At 43.7% G+C, this 18,668-nt stretch carries 15 protein-coding genes and 1 pseudogene; 5 read left to right on the top strand and 11 right to left on the bottom strand.

From position 1 onward, the window contains the following. Positions 1-112 precede the first annotated feature (112 nt). Positions 113-247: pseudogene (locus IQ211_RS05300) on the bottom strand (DNA starvation/stationary phase protection protein Dps); the annotation flags it as partial. A gap of 382 nt (positions 248-629) precedes the next feature. Beyond that, complete coding sequence (gene rhtA, locus IQ211_RS05295; RefSeq protein ID WP_189758444.1) at positions 630-1,520, bottom strand: threonine/homoserine exporter RhtA; 891 nt, start codon at positions 1,518-1,520, stop codon at positions 630-632. Between the two features lie 190 nt (positions 1,521-1,710). Between rhtA and IQ211_RS05290 the strand changes: the two genes are divergently transcribed. Continuing rightward, entirely contained in the window at positions 1,711-2,175 is a 465-nt protein-coding gene (locus IQ211_RS05290) for a GNAT family N-acetyltransferase (RefSeq protein WP_189758445.1), read from the top strand. A 134-nt stretch (positions 2,176-2,309) separates the two neighbouring features. Here IQ211_RS05290 and IQ211_RS05285 read toward each other — a convergent pair whose 3' ends face one another. Continuing rightward, a complete protein-coding gene (locus tag IQ211_RS05285; protein ID WP_189758446.1) occupies positions 2,310-3,311 on the bottom strand; it encodes a Gfo/Idh/MocA family protein in 1,002 nt (333 codons plus the stop codon). A gap of 369 nt (positions 3,312-3,680) precedes the next feature. Between IQ211_RS05285 and IQ211_RS05280 the strand changes: the two genes are divergently transcribed. Continuing rightward, a complete protein-coding gene (locus IQ211_RS05280; protein WP_189758447.1) occupies positions 3,681-5,276 on the top strand; it encodes an ABC-F family ATPase in 1,596 nt (531 codons plus the stop codon). A gap of 79 nt (positions 5,277-5,355) precedes the next feature. Here the strand turns inward: IQ211_RS05280 and moeB are convergent, their stop codons facing one another. Then, positions 5,356-6,111, bottom strand: coding sequence for a molybdopterin-synthase adenylyltransferase MoeB (gene moeB / locus IQ211_RS05275; RefSeq protein WP_189758448.1), 756 nt, complete (start codon positions 6,109-6,111; stop codon positions 5,356-5,358). A gap of 112 nt (positions 6,112-6,223) precedes the next feature. Further along, positions 6,224-7,474 carry a molybdopterin molybdotransferase MoeA gene (moeA, locus tag IQ211_RS05270; RefSeq protein ID WP_189758449.1) on the bottom strand — a complete coding sequence of 417 codons (1,251 nt, stop codon included), beginning with the start codon at positions 7,472-7,474 and terminating at the stop codon, positions 6,224-6,226. Positions 7,475-7,682: 208 nt separating this feature from the next. On the opposite strand from moeA, the gene IQ211_RS05265 reads away from it, so the two are divergent. The 3 genes from IQ211_RS05265 (at position 7,683) to yeiB (ending at position 10,883) form a co-directional block, all read left to right on the top strand. Beyond that, positions 7,683-8,867: a YbfB/YjiJ family MFS transporter gene (locus tag IQ211_RS05265; RefSeq protein ID WP_189758450.1), complete on the top strand. Its 1,185-nt coding sequence runs from the start codon at positions 7,683-7,685 to the stop codon at positions 8,865-8,867. 174 nt (positions 8,868-9,041) lie between these two features. Then, positions 9,042-9,710 (top strand): GTP cyclohydrolase I FolE, encoded by a 669-nt coding sequence (gene folE / locus IQ211_RS05260; RefSeq protein ID WP_189758451.1) that lies wholly within the window; start codon positions 9,042-9,044, stop codon positions 9,708-9,710. 39 nt (positions 9,711-9,749) lie between these two features. Further along, positions 9,750-10,883 carry a DUF418 domain-containing protein YeiB gene (gene yeiB, locus IQ211_RS05255; protein ID WP_189758452.1) on the top strand — a complete coding sequence of 378 codons (1,134 nt, stop codon included), beginning with the start codon at positions 9,750-9,752 and terminating at the stop codon, positions 10,881-10,883. A gap of 201 nt (positions 10,884-11,084) precedes the next feature. On the opposite strand, the gene sanA is transcribed toward yeiB, so the two are convergent. The 6 genes from sanA to metG all read right to left on the bottom strand — a co-directional run bounded on the left by sanA (position 11,085) and on the right by metG (position 18,615). Then, positions 11,085-11,807 carry an outer membrane permeability protein SanA gene (gene sanA, locus IQ211_RS05250; protein WP_189758453.1) on the bottom strand — a complete coding sequence of 241 codons (723 nt, stop codon included), beginning with the start codon at positions 11,805-11,807 and terminating at the stop codon, positions 11,085-11,087. Positions 11,808-12,223: 416 nt separating this feature from the next. Beyond that, entirely contained in the window at positions 12,224-13,921 is a 1,698-nt protein-coding gene (locus IQ211_RS05245) for an NAD-dependent malic enzyme (RefSeq protein WP_189758454.1), read from the bottom strand. A 265-nt stretch (positions 13,922-14,186) separates the two neighbouring features. Then, entirely contained in the window at positions 14,187-15,071 is an 885-nt protein-coding gene (gene cdd, locus IQ211_RS05240; RefSeq protein ID WP_189758455.1) for a cytidine deaminase, read from the bottom strand. Between the two features lie 193 nt (positions 15,072-15,264). Then, entirely contained in the window at positions 15,265-15,960 is a 696-nt protein-coding gene (locus IQ211_RS05235; protein ID WP_189758456.1) for a CidB/LrgB family autolysis modulator, read from the bottom strand. Beyond that, on the bottom strand, positions 15,954-16,439 hold the full coding sequence (locus IQ211_RS05230) for a CidA/LrgA family protein (RefSeq protein ID WP_189758457.1): 486 nt from the start codon (positions 16,437-16,439) through the stop codon (positions 15,954-15,956). The genes IQ211_RS05235 and IQ211_RS05230 overlap by 7 nt, the downstream gene beginning before the upstream one ends. Before the next feature lie 148 nt (positions 16,440-16,587). Beyond that, a complete protein-coding gene (gene metG / locus IQ211_RS05225; protein ID WP_189758458.1) occupies positions 16,588-18,615 on the bottom strand; it encodes a methionine--tRNA ligase in 2,028 nt (675 codons plus the stop codon). Positions 18,616-18,668: the final 53 nt, after the last annotated feature.

The following is an 18,668-nucleotide window of genomic DNA, read 5'->3' as shown; positions in this document are numbered from 1 at the left end:
TTTTACGGAACTCCCCAAACGTCAAGCCGATGATCCTCTGCATGATCTACTGCCGTGGAACGTGAGTATCAGTGATATGAGGTAAATTACACGGGTTAATTGGCCGCTTACGCATGGATAGATCGATAAATTGGCTCACCATATGATTTAAGGTCGTAATCGTTCTTTGTTTAATACCTTCATCAAGATTGTTTCGGGTATAAATCAGACCAAAAGGTTTGGTTTTGAGTAATTTTGCAGTATTCATAATAATGCTCCCTTAATTCTGAGTAATGAGTTATCTCATTAGATAGAATAAATTTAGCTGATCATTTGCCGGAAGTCATATTGATTACTTCTATTGAATTGATAGTTATTGTGTTGATCGGTAACACTTTGATAAGCCATAAAAATAAAAAAACCGGAGAGTAAATAGTTCTCCGGTTTCAATGAATTATCTCTATACGCATTAAACTTCAAGTTGCAATTTACAACACGATATGAAATTACACGCATCTTGAAGCTAAATAGGTTTTCATAATACTGAAAGTATCAGATGTTGGAGTTCCTTACCCCGCGCGGAGCGCGGGGTAAGGAATACGCCTATCATTTTGAAACGCTATTTAGATGGGTATATATTTTTAAAGTCGTTATTCTACTTTTTCTATTTTAGTTTTTCTCTTAATGGTCGAAGTGGAGCCTATGGAAGCACAAATAATACAGAAAAGGGCAATCCATTGAGACATTGCCAAATGCTCATTAAGGAAAATGATGCCTGATAATGCGCCCAAAGCAGGTTCAAGGCTCATTAATGTTCCGAATGTTTTGGCTGGCAGGCGAGTAAGGGCAATCATCTCCAGAGTGTAAGGAAACGCGGTGGATAAAATGGCGATCCCCAGGGCAATCGGCAGTAGAGAAGCATCGAACAGGAGTTCAGGACCTGTCTGTATTAATCCGATTGGGAAGAAGATAAAGGCTGCAATAAGTGAACCGATAGACACTGTCGCGGCACCATAGCCCGCTCCAGCACGTTGTCCAAAGATAATATAAAGCGCCCAAAAAACACCGGCTCCCAGTGCATACGCAATGCCGATAGGATCGAGTGTATTGACGCTATTCCCGATTGGCAGCAGGAAGCTTAATCCGGCAATAACCAAGGCAATCCAGAGAAAATCCAGAGGACGGCGGGAAGAAAACATGGCTACCGCCAAAGGTCCGGTAAACTCAAGCGCAACGGCAATGCCGAGCGGAATTCGGGATAAGGACATATAGAACAGGTAGTTCATCGCACCCAAGGAAATGCCGTAGGCGAAAAGCGGGAGCAATGAAGAACGCTGAAACTTTAACCGCCACGGTTTAAAAATCAGAAATAGAATAATTGTGCCTAATGCAAGTCTCAGGGCTGTGACACCGGGCGCGCCAATGACAGGAAATATTGTTTTAGCCAGAGAAGCCCCTGCTTGAATTGATGTCATTGACAATAACAATAAAATCACAGGAAGCAGTGAAAAAGACGCTGCCCGATGCTTGGAAAGAGCCATTTTAAAGAAACCTCAGTTACAACGTGTTATTTAAGGAAGCCATCTTCGCAGTGAAACAGATATAACTCAACAGTATTATCAGCTATATGCTTGTTAGCAGATGATGCTCCCCTGATACTTGACCATTTTAATAATTACATTATCCTGTTGGTTGAAATTTATACTAACTGAAAGTAATCGAGAAAAACTGATGATAATAAGAACGGCTACTATGCGGGATATTGATGCTATTTTATCTCTTTATAGTATATTGTTTGGTGAAATGGCGGTGTTGCAGCCGGATAGAATGCAAGTAGCTGAACAAGAGAGAGATTTTATTGTTTCCAACATCAATAACGATAAGTTTCATTTACTGGTTGCGGAAGATGGGAATGGCAATATTAAAGGTTTTGCTATTGCTCAGGAGCAAAAAACACCCCCCTTCAATTGCCTGGTTCCGAGAACTTATGGTTATGTTTTTGACTTAATGGTAAGTCAGGATGCCAGAAATCTTGGCGTTGGTCAGAAGTTACTGGCTGGTATGAAAAAGTGGGCACAAGAAAACCATTATTCACATCTTGAACTGAGTGTATTATCCCAGAATGTTGATGCGATACGCTTTTATGTCAGAGAAGGGTATCAAGAGGTCAGCAGGACGATGGCAATTATCTTGTGAACAGAAATAATATACGCATTAAACTTCAAGTTGCAATTTACAACACGATATGAAACCTGATTTCTTCTCGCGCAGCGAGAAGAAATCACACGCATCTTGAAGTTAGATTGGTATAAACAGTAACATTAAGCCAGTTAGGAAATAATATTTACAGCAGTCCGATATTCTTTTAATACTTCATCCATAACCCAACTGGTGCGGGCGGCAGATTCACCCGTGGATGGACAATTGCCATTTCCTTGTATGTTATTAATCATTGTCTGGATGAATGGCATTTGGATATGTTTTGGATTTTCGAAATGATATTGGTGTAGTTGATTATTTTCGTCATAGTGTGAAATGGGGGAATCACCAAATGTGGCAAAAACGATTTTGCCTTTTGTACCGATAATTTCGACTTTATCCTCACGAGAACTGGCGACAAAATTCCAAATACCAACTCCCTGAACATGATTTTCGAACATAAATGACATGGAAACACAGTCTTCGGCGGGATAGGCTTTTGCCTGTGAATTGGCATGTCCTTTGACTGAGATAATTTTTCCCAGCAGAAAATCCAATATATCCAGTGTATGGCACGCTAAATCAACAAATAAACCACCACCAGATATTTCTGGTTGTACAAACCAGGGTAAGTTATTGGGATCTTGATAGATAGACGCCATTTCCCTAAATTGCATACAATTGACTATCCGTGGTGTACCAATTGCGCCAGAATCAATTAATTCTTTTATTTTAATAAACCTTGGTAATGCTCTGCGGTAATAAGCGACGAACAAGGGAACTTTTTGAAATCGGCAGATAGCAATCATTTCGTTGCATTCTTCAAATGTTAATGCCATGGGTTTTTCGACATAAACACTTTTGCCAGCTTGTGCTGCTAAAATAGTATATTTTTTGTGGGTAGAAGGTGGGGTTGCAATATAAACAGCATCAACTTCCGGATCATTAACCAACGATTCGGCATCCGAGTACCATTTTCGGATATTGTGCCGTTCGGCAAAATCTTTGGCTAAATCCGCATTGCGACGCATGACGGCGACTAATTCTGAATTCCCTAATTTATAAAAAGCTGGGCCACTTTTTACTTCTGTTACGTCACCACAACCTATAATACCCCATCTTACTTTTTGCATTGTGTTTTTCCGGTATATCAATTTGATGATTTGTAAAATATAGAGGAAAGTTTATAACAGTACCGTTTTCTATACACATTAAACTTCAAGTTGCCATTTACAACACTCTATAAAACCTGATTTCTCCCCCGCTTCGCGGGGAGAAATCACACGCATCTTGAAATTAGATGGATATATTCTATATGTCTTGTGTCCAATAGATTAGTTTATTTTATGGAAAAATGATTAATATTCAGTGTGTTATTTGAGGTGCAGCCCTGATTTTGCAAGTGGGTAGCGCATTCTGGCGATACTTTTCTTCTGTTGTGGCATAATGCGCGGCTATCGGTTTTATCATCTCCCTTTTATTCACTTATAAGAGCAACAGTTGTGTTAAGTACAAACAACATCACTATGCAGTTTGGCAGTAAGCCACTGTTTGAAAATATTTCTGTCAAATTCGGTAACGGTAACCGCTATGGTTTGATTGGGGCGAATGGGGCAGGTAAATCTACTTTCATGAAAATCCTGGGCAGAGATTTAACCCCAACTTCCGGTAATGTCAGCCTTGACCCTAACGAGCGTATGGGTAAATTGCGTCAGGATCAGTTTGCTTTCGAAGAATATACCGTGTTGGATACCGTCATCATGGGGCACCAGGAACTGTGGGAAGTCAAACAGGAGCGTGACCGCATTTATGCGATGGCAGAAATGAGCGAAGAAGATGGTTATCGTGTCGCGGATCTGGAAGTCGCTTATGGTGAGATGGATGGTTACAGTGCAGAAGCGCGTGCTGGCGAATTGTTGCTGGGTGTCGGTATTCCCGTTGAGCAGCATTATGGCTTGATGAGTGCAGTAGCACCGGGCTGGAAATTGCGTGTATTGCTGGCACAAGCCTTGTTTTCCAATCCTGACGTTCTGCTGCTCGATGAGCCAACCAACAACCTGGATATCGATACTATCCGTTGGTTAGAGCAAGTGCTCAACGAACGTAACAGCACCATGATCATTATTTCCCATGACCGCCATTTCCTGAATACGGTATGTACACATATGGCCGATCTGGATTATGGCGAGCTGCGTCTATTCCCTGGTAACTATGATGAGTACATGATTGCCGCAACGCAAGCGCGTGAACGTCTGCTGGCCGATAATGCCAAGAAAAAGGCACAGATTGCTGACTTGCAGGCATTCGTTAGTCGTTTTAGTGCTAATGCTTCTAAGTCTAAACAGGCAACTTCCCGTGCCCGCCAAATTGACAAGATCCAGTTGGAAGAGGTAAAGGCTTCCAGCCGTCAGAATCCTTATATCCGCTTTGAGCAAGAGAAGAAACTGTTCCGTAATGCGCTGGAATTGGAGGGATTAACCAAAGGATACGATAACGAACCCCTGTTTAAAAATCTAAATTTGCTGATGGAAGTCGGCGAAAAGATGGCGGTAATCGGTGAAAACGGTATTGGTAAAACGACTCTTCTGAAGACGCTGATTGGTGAGGAAACGCCAAATAGCGGCACCATTAAATGGTCTGAAAATAGCACGATTGGTTATTATGCGCAGGATCATGCCAGTGATTTTAACTGTGATATGACGGTGTTTGAGTGGATGAGCCAATGGAAGCGCGAAGGCGATGATGAACAGGCTGTACGCAGTATTCTTGGTCGCTTGTTGTTTGGGCAGGATGATATCAAGAAGAAAGTGGGTGTGCTTTCCGGTGGTGAGCAAGGCCGGATGCTGTTTGGCAAGCTGATGATGCACAAGCCGAACATTCTGGTTATGGATGAACCGACTAACCACCTGGATATGGAATCTATCGAGTCTTTGAATCTTGCGTTGGAACTCTACCAGGGAACGCTGATTTTCGTCTCCCATGACCGTGCTTTTGTGAGTTCACTGGCTAGCCGCATTTTGGAAATTAAATCTGACAAGGTTATTGATTTTAAAGGTACTTATGATGAGTATCTGAGAAGTCAAGGTATTGACGAATAAGCCTTTGATATTAACAGAGAAACATCCGGCTCAATTGGGCTGGATGTTTCTTTATCAGAATAAATTTTCAACGACATATTCATTGCGACCGGCAAACTTCACATAAAGGATCTTGCCGCAACGTTATTTGGCGAAATTGCATTGTCATTGCATCAAAAAGTAATACTTTGCCGTGACAGGTTTGCCCGTATTGGGTCAGTAGCTTAATTGTTTCCATTGCCTGCAATGAGCCGATAGTTCCTACCAATGGCGCCATAACTCCTGCTTCAACACAAGTCAGGCTGTTTTCGCCAAACAAACGACTCAGGCAACGGTAACAGGGTGTTTCCGGTTGGTAAGTAAAGACGGCAAGCTGGCCTTCCATGCGGATCGCAGCACCCGAAACCAATGTTATTTTACGTCCATAACACAGACGATTGAGCTGTTCACGAATGGCAACATTATCTGTACAGTCGAGTACAATTTCATGTTGGCTGATTAACTTATCTAACGCCGGATCATCCAATAGTCCTTCAATGGGATTGATGGTGATATGTGGATTGATCTCCCGCAGGGTCAACGCCGCGGAATGCACTTTTGCCATACCAATACGCTCATCGCGGTGGAGGATCTGCCGTTGCAAATTGGAAAGGGAAACCGTGTCAAAATCCAGCAGGGTGATTGTTCCAATACCTGCCGCTGCAAGATATTGGGAAGCAGCGCAACCCAGCCCTCCAGCTCCCACTATCAACACCTCGGCTGATTTTAATTTTTCCTGCCCGTCGAAATCGAAACCACGTAAGACAATTTGTCGGTTATAACGCAACGTTTCTTTATCAGTAAGTTCGACTGCCATGTTTCATTATCTTCTTAATTATACGCATTGAACTTCAAGTTGCATTTACAACACGCTATGAAATCACACGCATCTTGAAGTTAGATTGGTATATTAGTTTTTCAATTACTGGTTATTTCAATAAATAGTTAAAAAACTCGATTTGTACCGTTTCACCAGCAGTAACATGCCCACGTTCCCGTTCCAACACAATAAAACAGTTGCCGAGGCTATATGAACTAAAGATATGGGAGCCTTGATGCCCTGTAGTTTGTACCTCTAATTCACCTTGTTCATTAAGTGAAGCAATACCACGTTGGAAATCCAGTCTGCCAGGGGATTTTTTCAAAGGTGTTGTCGTCCTGGCCGTGAGACGCATAGGTGGTTGCCATGCAGAAAAACCCGCTAGATGGGCAATCAATGGTTGTACTAATTGGTAGAATGTGAGTACGGCAGACACAGGGTTACCTGGCAAGCCGCAGAACCAGGCATTTTCCAATTTTCCAAAAGCGAAAGGTTTTCCCGGTTTAATAGCGAGTTTCCAAAAACTAATTTTTCCTATTTCGTCTAAAATTTGTCTGGTGTAATCCGCTTCACCGACAGAAACGCCACCACTGCTGATCACTAAATCCGCTTGTTTATCTGCTTCAATAAAGGTCTGGCGCAGTGCCTCAGGATCATCGCGGATTACGCCAAGATCGATAATTTCACAGTCCAGTTTTTCCAGCATCAGGCGAATAGCAAATCGGTTGGTATCGTAAATTTGGCCTGCCTGTAAGGGTTTACCGATAGCTTGTAACTCATCACCGGTAGAAAAAATGGCCACTTTCAGTTTGCGGACAACATCAATCGTTGCAATACCTAGTGAAGCAATTAGCGGTAATTGTGCTGTGGAGAGCTTAATCCCTTTTGGCAATACCACCGCATTTTGGCTGATATCTTCCCCAATGGTGCGAATGTTCTGCCCCGGTTTTACCGGATGGGGGAAGCGAATGCCTGTTTCGGTCACCTCCGTTTGTTCTTGCATCACAACAGCATCAGTGCCAGGAGGAATGGGGGCACCAGTCATAATGCGGATGCAACTGCCGTTCGGCCATTCTTGCTGAAACGGCATACCAGCCAGCGCCTTACCTGCCACTGGTAAGATGTGGTTTTCGTGTAGATCTGCCAGGCGAATGGCATAACCGTCCATTGCTGAGTTATCAAACGAGGGTACGTTGATCGGGGAAATGATATCAGTGGCGGTAATTCGGTTCGCAGATTCAGTCAGGTTAATGATTTCTGTCGTGATCAAAGGAGTAGCAGTGAGGGGAACGGTGTGTGTCAGTAATGTTTCTAGTGCTTGCTCAAGTGAGATTAGATCTGAGGTATAACAATGATCCATAAGAAACTCCCTATACGCCGCAAATGGCGGGCAACTGTTTATTCTTGTATGGGATGCATTATGGCAAAGATTGCATTGTTGGGGAATGACAGGCAATGGTGACTGCCACAGAGAGAGGTTGTTAATAAAAGATGTATATTATATTCATGATTTGTTATAACTGGATGATGCCCTCCAAATCAATTAATTTCATTACTACTTAATCACTATGAAAAATCAAACTGTCACGTCTTTTAATCGTAACTATCAAGCTTTTCAGATTGCATTAAGCGGTTTCCTCGCTTTGGTTGTTGCAATGGGAATAGGGCGCTTCACTTTTACCCCACAAGTTCCATTAATGATCGCTGAGTCACAACTCACGTTAACGAGTGCGGGGATAGTTGCAGCATTCAATTACCTCGGCTATCTGGCGGGTTCTTATGATGCTATGCGGGCGCAACGTTTTGTAGAATACCGTTTGTGGAGCGGCTTGTGGGGATCTGTCATTATCACCTTGCTTTCCGCATTGTTGGATGGCCCGATATTACACAGTATTGCCCGCTTTTTTATTGGCTGGGCCAGTGGTTGGACGCTGGTATTGGTTGCCGCATGGACGAATGATGAATTGGCAAAATTGAATCGTCCGGGGTTGAGTGCAGCCGTTTTCTCAGGGACCGGAGTGGGGATATTTATCAGTGGCATGGTAGCAATAGGGCTTCAGTCCTGGCAGATGAGCGCAGCCAGTGCGTGGATGTTATATGGCATCCTGGCGCTGTTATTCAGCATTTATGTCAGTCGTTATCTGCCCCGCAGCGGTGAATTGCACCGTCCGCAGACGGCAATCCAAACCTTGAGTCTGACACCGGAAATCAAGCGATTAGTGTGGTGTTATAGCCTGGCTGGATTTGGCTATATTTTGCCTGCGACGTTTCTTTCCCAAATGGCGACAGTGCGTTTTCCTGATAGCTTGTTTGCCCAGTTTGTCTGGCCAATATTTGGCGGTGCTTCGGTCATTGGCATTATGTTAGGAATTTTGTTGCGTAATGTATCAACATCCCAAATTCGTCTGGCGGTGACGTTATGGCTTCAGGCACTAGGTATCCTGATTGCGGAAATGTTGCCGGGTATTAGTGGCTTGATGATTGGGGCATTGCTGATAGGCGGTGGATTTATGTGTGTAGTACAGCTTGCTTTGCAGTATGGACGTGAATTGGCGCCCAATCATGCCCGTTATATGGCGGGATTGCTGACCACGGGCTATGCATTGGGACAATTGGTCGGGCCAATGTTATCCGCTACTTCGACATGGCTGACAGGCAAACTGGAACCTGCGTTGTATATCGCATTTATTGGGTTGCTCATTGCTGGTTTGCTGGTATTTTATCGCACCAATACTCATCGTGAGCCATCCTGATTTGGTGCATTGATGATATACAGGTATAGTTATGCGCTTATTCGTGCAAACGATATATGCGTAGAACAAGATAATAAAGTCGATATTGTGTGGTATTACATTCGCTGATATCTGCGTAAAATAAGCGTCCCGATTTCCCGTCAAGTAACGGAAATATTTACCTTGGAGAAACTGATGTCATCCCTAAGTACAGAAGCTGCGCTGGTGCATTCGGCACTGGTTGCTCGTGGTCTTGAAACCCCATTGCGTGGACAAACTTTGGCGCCAGAGGTGCGTAAAGTACGCATTGAGGAACACATGACAGAAATTATGAAGCTGTTAAATCTCGATTTGAGTGATGACAGTTTGGCAGATACGCCCGCTCGTATCGCGAAAATGTATGTGGATGAGATATTCTCAGGGTTGGACTATAACAATTTCCCGAAAATTACGCTGATAGAAAATAAAATGAAAGTGGATGAAATGGTAACAGTGCGTGATATTACGATGACCAGCACTTGTGAACACCATTTTGTCACGATTGATGGCAAAGCCACGGTTGCTTATATTCCTAAAGATAAAGTTATTGGTTTGTCGAAGATTAATCGCATTGTTCAGTTTTTTGCCCAGCGTCCACAAGTGCAAGAACGCTTAACACAGCAGATCCTGATTGCCCTGCAAACTTTGCTTGGTACAAACAATGTTGCTGTTTCCATTGATGCTGTCCATTATTGCGTGAAAGCACGTGGCATTCGCGATGCAACCAGTACCACGACAACGACTTCTCTGGGAGGGTTATTTAAAACCAGCCAGAATACACGACAGGAATTCCTGCGTGCTGTGCGTCACCTGCATTTGTCATGATGAACTTTTATTATCATGAAACACAGTTGTAATGGGGTAATGTGTCAGAGAATTGAGATAGTTGATAGTGTGCGTGGTTTTGCCATTTTGGGAATATTATTGCTGAATATTTCCAGTTTTGCTTTGCCATATGCAGCCTCTATGAATTTGTTTTATAAAGATTCAGTCTCGTTCTCTGACGTGATGACATGGTCTGTATTGAATACTTTTACTCAGGGAAAATTCCTGTTCATCTTGACGCTATTGTTCGGCGCATCACTTGAATTGCTTCGGCAGCGGGGACGTGATTGGAATATTTCCCGGTTACTGGTTTTGGCTGTTATTGGTTTGCTGCATGGTGTTTTGCTATGGGATGGCGACATTTTGTTGTCATATGGCGTTGTTGGTTTATTGGCATGGCGTTTTATCAATACCCGTCAAAAATTGTTTGGTACAGCGGCGACTTTTTATTTATTCGGCATAATGATGTTTTACCTTTTAGGACTCTTTCCTGTAGGGGAAAATAATGCATTTTGGCAGCCGACACCGGAAGATATTTCTTATGAAAGCTACTGGAAAATGTATGGTGGATTATTAGCCATAGAATACCGTATTCGTCAGATAAGCGGTGCGATGATTGTGGTGATTGTGCAATATGGCTGGCAAATAATGGGGGTTATGCTTTGTGGCGCTATGTTACTACGCAATGGTTGGTTGAAAGGGGAATTTAGCCATAATCATTACCGCCGATTGGCACTATGTCTGATCCCTGTTGGTATGGTGGTTCAGGGGATTGCCTTGTCGATACAATATTTATATCCCTACAGCTATTTCGCATCCTGGACCGTCCGCTACACCATCACTGAATTGGCGACACCGTTGCTGGCATTGGCTTATATCGCATTAATTTATGGATTTTGGCCTGCCATTTCACGTTGGAAAATCACGTTTTGGCTCCGGCAGGTCGGGAAAATGGCACTGAGCAGCTACTTGTTACAAACACTGATTTGTACCACACTTTTTTACCGTTTTGAGTTATTTGGACAGTTTAGTCGTTTGGAGTTAATGGCATTTATTCCTTTTATCTGGGCATTCAATATTTGGTTTGCTTGCTGGTGGTTGCAACGTTATTCTCAGGGGCCTATAGAAAAGCTCTGGCGTAGCTTAACCGCAAAGTTGGCCGGTAAGGTTTAGAATAAACGCTTTGCCAACCATTTTATCCCTGACAGATTTTAAGAAGTTAATAGGTTGCAGTTTTAGTTTTGTCGATAAACTGCAATTTTTATCCACATTAAACTTCAAGTTGTCATTTACAACACGATATGAAACCTGATTTCTTCCCGCAAAGCGGGGAGAAATCACACGCATCTTGAAGTTAGATTGGTATATCCATTCTTATTTCCTTTGTGATTTCTTTTCTAATTCCTGTAACTCTTCTGGTGATACCGCAGGGTAACCTTGAATTCCTGTTGGTGCGGTATGTTGCGCAGGGATAGGCAATAATGGGCCTAAAAAGCGCGGTTCACGTTTTAAAATATAGAGATCAGTCAAGGCGCCAAGACGAGCCAAGACTTCCCTGAAACGGATTGTCATCATATTTTTGGGGGAGGGAACCACATAACATTGCGCTTCTATACCAAAATGCATAGCGATAAACAAGGCTCGTTCGCAGTGGAAGCGTTGAGTGATGATAGTAAAATCGTTGGTATCAAATACCTTGCGGGTTCTGACAACCGAATCTAATGTTCTGAATCCGGCAAAATCCATCACAATGTCACTGGCCGGAATGCCTGCCTTGATTAAATCCTTCCGCATGGTAATGGGTTCATTATAACTATGCTGGGCGTTATCTCCGCTCAATAGCAGGTACTTAACTTTACCGCTGTTGTAAGCATTAACTGCTCCCTGGATACGATAGAAATAATATTGGTTATATGTACCGGTTTTATAATATTTGGACGTGCCGAGTACCATACCAACTTCTCGCTCAGGCAGTTGCCTGACATCATCAAAAATGTAAGGAGCGGTTTTCCAGCTAACCCAACGGTCAAGCATAATGGCTGCCAGTATCAGGACAGCAATGATAAAAATGAGACCAGTAATCAAGCGCTTCCACATGATTTTTTTGTTTGCCTTATATGTGCTGATGAACCAATGGCCTAAAGGCTACTTGACTTGAAATATCGAAGCAAGTTTTGGGAGGGATCATACCGGAACTAAACTGATTCAATTTAAAAATATAAAGCAATAAATTATGATTTATCTGGCAGGATTATTATACCAACCATCTTTCAAGATGCGTCTTATACGCATTAAACTTCAAGTTGCAATTTACAACACGATATGAAACCTGATTTCTCCCCGCGAAGCGGGGAGAAATTACATGTATCTTGAAGTGAGGTTGGTTTATATCTCCCGCTACGCGGGGAGATATAAACAATCACATTGATTTGCAAGCTACAACTTGAAGTTAGATTGGTATATTGGATTATTTTTCAAGCCTGCCAATATGACTGGCAGGCTTATTACTAATATCAGAATGAAGTGCGTTTATAGACGCGATATTCTGGTTTCCAGAAATTGCGTTCAATCGCTTCATCCAACGCATCTTCCGATGTAACAATCGCTACGCCTTGAATTTGGGCCTTTTTCGCCACTTCTTTGGCTATTTTGCGGGAAACATCCTGGATGTCATCAATCGGTGGCAACAATGGGCCAGAGCCTGTTTGCGCCAGCGGTGAACAATCCGCTAATGCGCGGCTGGCAGCCATCAGCATATCATCGGTAACACGTTTGGCGCCGGCAGCGATAACACCTAAGCCGATGCCTGGGAAGATATAGGAGTTGTTGCATTGTGCGATTGGATATTCCTGACCGTTATATTTTACGGGTGCAAACGGACTTCCTGTAGCGACCAATGCTTTGCCTTCCGTCCAATTGATGATGTCTTCTGGACGAGCTTCTACACGTGAAGTTGGGTTGGACAGAGGCATCACGATGGGACGTTCACAATGTTTGTGCATTTCACGGATGATCCCTTCGTTGAACAGACCTGATTGACCAGAAACACCAATCAGAACGGTAGGCTTGGCATTGCGAACCACGTCCATCAATGAAAGAGAATCGCTGGTGATATCCCACGATTGCAATGTGACGCTTTTTTGTACCAAAGCACTTTGGAAGTCCAGCAAGTTTGGCAGCTTGTCAGTCAGGAGACCAAAGCGATCAACCATAAACACGCGGGCACGAGCTTGTTCATCACTCAATCCTTCAGATTTCATTTGGGCAATGATCTGCTCTGCAATACCACAGCCAGCAGAGCCGGCACCGAGGAATGCCACAGTTTGATCTTTCAATTGGCGGCCTGCGGCACGGCTGGCGGCAATCAGACTACCTAAAGCAACCGCTGCGGTACCTTGGATGTCATCATTGAAGCAGCAAAGCTCATCGCGATAGCGGTGCAGCAGTGGCATGGCGTTGTTCTGGGCAAAATCTTCAAATTGCAGCAGTACGTTAGGCCAGCGACGTTTCACAGCCTGAATAAATTCATCGACAAATTCATCGTACTCTTTGCCGGTAATGCGTGGATGTCGCCATCCCATATACAGTGGATCATTAAGGAGTTGTGGGTTATTGGTTCCTACATCCAAAACCACGGGCAGGGTATAAGCAGGGCTGATCCCGCCACAGGAAGTGTACAGTGACAGTTTGCCAATCGGGATCCCCATGCCTCCGATCCCCTGATCACCCAGACCAAGAATGCGCTCACCATCGGTAACCACGATAACTTTTACATTTTGCTTGGTGGCATTTTGCAGCATGTCATCAATGTAAGCCCGGTTTGGATAGGAGATAAACAACCCACGGGCACGGCGATAAATATCAGAAAAGTGTTCACACGCTGCACCAACGGTTGGCGTGTAGATAATAGGCATCATTTCGCTTAAGTGAGCATCAAGGAGGCGGTAGAACAGCGTTTCGTTGGTGTCCTGAATATTCCTTAAATAAATGTGTCTATCGATATCGTTTTTGAAATCGCAATATTGACGGTAGGCGCGTTCGGCCTGCTCTTCTATTGTTTCAACGGCCTGCGGCAATAAGCCATGTAAGTTGAAATTACTGCGCTCTTCTTCGGTAAAGGCACTGCCTTTATTCAGCAGAGGAAATTCCAACAAGATAGGACCAGCGTAGGGAATATAGAGAGGACGTTTACTTTCGTGTTCCAGTTCCATGATGCTTACTCTTTGAACTTATCAATAACAAAATCGGCTATATACGCATTAAACTTCAAGTTGCAATTTACAACACGCTATGAAACCTGATTTCTCCCCGCGAAGCGGGGAGAAATCACACGCATCTTGAAGTTAGATTGGTATAGATCCTAAGAAGATAAAAACAATAAGTACAGTAAATGTTACTTAGATATGATTATTATGAGCAAAAGTGAGAGATAACATACAGAATTCGCTAATAAAATGTTATTGGATGAAGTGCATTTCAAAATGTATACCGTTCTGCTTTTGTACAACCGAGAGCCGCTAATGTGCATTCTGTCGCATTCCATTGTGATAAATGGCTATTTTCACCTTCCACCAGGACTGCTCGCTTAATGGATTTAAAATTACCACCTGCCATATTCATGAAAATCAGTGCTGCCTGTAATGGTGGTAAGCTTGGGTTGAATGCAGCATTTTCTGCATAACGGCCGGTATAAATTTTCCCTTGTTCATCTTGTAAGGCAATTCCTGCATGGGATTGGCTATAAGGCGCATGGCTGCGGTTCGCTGCATCCAATGCTGCTTGCACCAATTCGTCGCTGGTAGCTAATTGATGGCCGTGATTAACCTCATCCAGTAACAATGGTGTGTCAGCTAAATCATGTGGGCCAAAGGCTTCTGGCAGGTAATCGGCCAGAGTTAATGAGGAATGGTTGGGGAGGCAAACTTCCAATTGTGTTCCACTATTTAGTTCATTCATAAATTGTCGGCAATGGCCACAAGGTGAATAGTTAACAGTGATGGTAACCAACTTCTTTTCACCACGCAGCCAGGCGTGTGTAATGGCCGATTGCTCAGCGTGGATAGTTTGTTGTAATGGAACGCCTACGAATTCCATATTAGCACCGAAATAGAGATTGCCACTTTCTCCCCGTGCAATTGCGCCAACATAAAAATGGGAAACAGGAGCAAGCGAATAAGCCGCAGCAAGTGGCAATAAGGCCAACGCCAGTGCCTGATCATCCAATCCGCAAAGCTGTTTAATTGACTCCGCTTGCTCTGCTGTCAGCATGGCTGGAAAATCGTCGTTGCCAATATAAGGTAATAGCGCTTTTTGTAGTTCAGGTGTGATTTCTGACCAAATAGCGTGAAAACGAACTTGCATAGAATGATCTCCAAATTAATTGAAGGTCATTCTAGGACGTCTGTTCAGGTTTGCAATGTAATAAATAGCATATAACTAATGAAATTCGTGAAATAAAGGTTTAATTTTATTAACCTATGTCAAATTTTCACTATTTTATGATATTTGTTTACTTTTTATCTACGTTTTTGTAACCAGTGAAACCATAAAATGATCAGCCAAACAGATGCAGTAATACTGGAAATAGAAAAGGTGCAATCAGTGAGGTAATAATGCCGCAGGTCATTAAGGCCAGTGAACTGTATGCCCCTTCGACATGATCCAGCTCCGCACAGCGAGCCGTTCCCACCGCATGGGATGCTGTACCCATTGCCAACCCTCGTGCCGCCTGGGTTTTTATTTTCAGGGCGTTAAATAGATTGTGACCAAAGATAGCCCCCAAAATCCCTACCATAATGACACAAGCTGCGCTAATAGCAGGAATACCGCCAATGGAGCTGGCTACAGCCATAGCAATTGGCGTTGTCACGGATTTGGGGAGAACAGAAGCGGCAATTTCAGGCGTAGCACCCGCCCATAATGCGATAGCAGTCCCTGTCACCATTGCGACAATGCTGCCCACAAAACAGATGCTAATAATAGATTTCCATTGGGCCCGGATTTGGTGTAGCTGTTCATACAGCGGAAAAGCCAGGGCAACAACGGCAGGTTGCAGCAAATCGTTCAGTATCCGGCTGCCGGCAAAATAGTGTCCATATGATGTATGTGTCAGCAACAGCAAGGGGATGATAACAGCCATTGATATCAATAACGGATTAAATATAGGCAGTTTGAGTCGCACTGATACCTTTCTAGCGCAGTAAAATACAAGCAGGGTTAGTGGTAGTGACCACCAAATATGGCTTAACATTTTTCTTTCTCTTCCGGTTCTTGTGATAACTGTTGTGATGGATTTGTGGGGGTTGAGGTGAGTTCTTGCTGCTTAGTATTCGTCGGGTTATGGGCACCAATAATGATACGTTCACGATGAATATAGTGTGAACTGTAGGCAACAACGACCATCACAATCACGGTGCTAACGATGCAAGAGAGCAGAATAGGGAGCATTTGTTGGCTAAGCTGTGGGTAATAATCCATGATCCCTACGCCAATGGGTAAAAAGAGCAGTGTCATATTTTTCATCAACAGGCTACAGCCTGGTTTTACCCAGTGTGAGGGAATAATTTGAGATGCGAGTAAGCCAAACAAGAGAAGCAGGCCAATAATACTACCGGGGAGAGAGAAGGGAAGTTGTGCCGAAATGATATTCCCCGCGATCAGGCACAAATAAAGCAACGCAAATGCGCGCAGGTATTGCCAACCTATTATCAGCACATTTTGGAAAGACATAATCAATAATTCCTCAATATAACGAGGGTTTCATCATACGACTAACATTATAAATGTGCCATACATCACATTAAAAAGCGGGCCTTTTTTGGAGCCCGCCTTGTTATCTATTTGATAATTAATGATGTTTATCAAAAATATGCAGTTATTATTTAACCTGCATACCTGGTTGGGCGCCACTATCGGGGCTTAACAGGAAAATATCTTTGCCACCTGGACCTGCCGCCATCACCATACCTTCTGAAATACCGAAGCGCATCTTGCGTGGTGCAAGGTTAGCAACCATCACTGTCAGGCGATTTTCCAGTGTTTTGGGATCAGGGTAGGCTGAACGAATACCAGAGAAGACCTGGCGAGTTTCACCACCGAGATCAAGCGTGAGTTTCAGTAACTTATCTGAACCCTCGACAAAATCAGCCTGTTTGATCAGTGCGATCCGCAGGTCAACCTTGGCAAAGTCGTCAAATGCAATGGTGTCCTGAATGGGATCATCAGCCAGTGGACCTGTTACGGTTTTTTGTGGTTCGATACTCTCTTTGGAATCAGCGACTATCGCTTCAATTTTCGCCATTTCGATGCGGTTGAACAGTGCCTTGAATGGTGAAACGTCATGGTTCAACAGAGGTTGCTGGATGCCGTCCCAGGTCAATTCGGTATTCAGGAAAGCTTCTGCCCGTGCAGCTAAACCCGGAAGTACAGGTTTCAGGTAAGTCATCAGCACGCGGAACAGGTTAATCCCCATTGAACAGATTGCTTGCAGATCAGCATCACGGCCTTCTTGTTTCGCCACAACCCACGGTGCTTGTTCATCAACATAGCGGTTAGCCAGATCAGCCAGTGCCATCATTTCACGGATTGCTTTGCCGAATTCACGGTTGGTAAAGTCTTCTGCAATACTTTGTGCAGCATCGACAAATTTCTGGTATAGCGCAGGATCAGCGAGTTGCCCTGCCAGTTTGCCGCCAAAGCGCTTGTTGATAAAGCCTGCATTGCGTGAAGCAAGGTTAACCACTTTGTTAACGATATCGCTGTTGACTCGCTGAACAAAATCTTCCAGATTCAGATCAATATCGTCAATGCGGGAAGAGAGTTTTGCTGCGTAGTAATAACGCAGGCAGTCTGCATCAAGGTGTTTCAGATAAGTGCTGGCTTTGATAAAGGTGCCACGGGACTTGGACATCTTAGTGCCGTTAACCGTGATATACCCGTGGACAAACAGGTTAGTTGGTTTACGGTAGTTACAGCCTTCCAACATGGCAGGCCAGAACAGACTGTGGAAATAAACGATATCTTTGCCAATAAAATGGTAGAGATCAGCTTTGGAATCTTTCGTCCAGAACTCATCGAAATTCAGGTCATCACGTTTATCACACAGATTTTGGAACGCGCCCATATAGCCAATCGGGGCATCCAGCCAGACATAGAAATATTTACCTGGCTGATCAGGGATCTCAAAACCAAAATAAGGTGCATCGCGGGTAATATCCCATTGCTGCAGCCCAGCTTCGAACCATTCCTGCATTTTATTAGCCACTTGTTCTTGCAAGGTGCCGGAACGCGTCCATTTTTGCAGCATATCGCTGAAAGCAGGCAGATCGAAGAAGAAATGCTCCGTATCACGCATTTCAGGCGTTGCCCCAGAGATAACAGAACGAGGGTTAAGCAATTCCGTTGGGGAATAGGTGGTGCCACAGACTTCACAGTTATCGCCGTATTGATCTTCTGCCTTACATTTTGGGCAGGAACCCTTGACGAAACGGTCTGGCAGAAACATGCTTTTTTCTGGATCAAATAATTGGGAAATCGTCCGGTTTTTAATGTAACCGTTCTTTTTCAGTTCCAGATAAATTTTGGAGGCAAGAACTCTGTTCTCTTCGCTGTGCGTGGAATGGTAATTATCATAGCTGATGGCAAAACCGGCAAAATCCTGCTGATGCTCTAGGCTCACCTTGGCAATCATCTCTTCTGGAGAGATACCACTTTGCTGGGCTTTCAGCATAATTGGTGTACCGTGGGCATCGTCGGCACAGACAAAGTGAACCTCTTTGCCGCGCATTCGATGATAACGAACCCAAATATCAGCCTGAATGTGTTCCAGAATATGACCGAGATGAATTGGACCGTTAGCATAAGGTAACGCACAGGTCACCAATAATTTGTTCGCGACTTGAGACATAGTTAGGATCTGACTTCCATAAAGTGAAAAGGGTTTTTGATGTTACCTGATAA

Origin of the sequence: Xenorhabdus griffiniae, from assembly GCF_015163655.1 — a bacterium.
In the GTDB taxonomy this organism is placed as follows: Bacteria; Pseudomonadota; Gammaproteobacteria; order Enterobacterales; family Enterobacteriaceae; genus Xenorhabdus; species Xenorhabdus griffiniae.
Note: the sequence above shows the minus strand (reverse complement) of the source record. Positions and strands in the feature narration are given on the sequence as shown.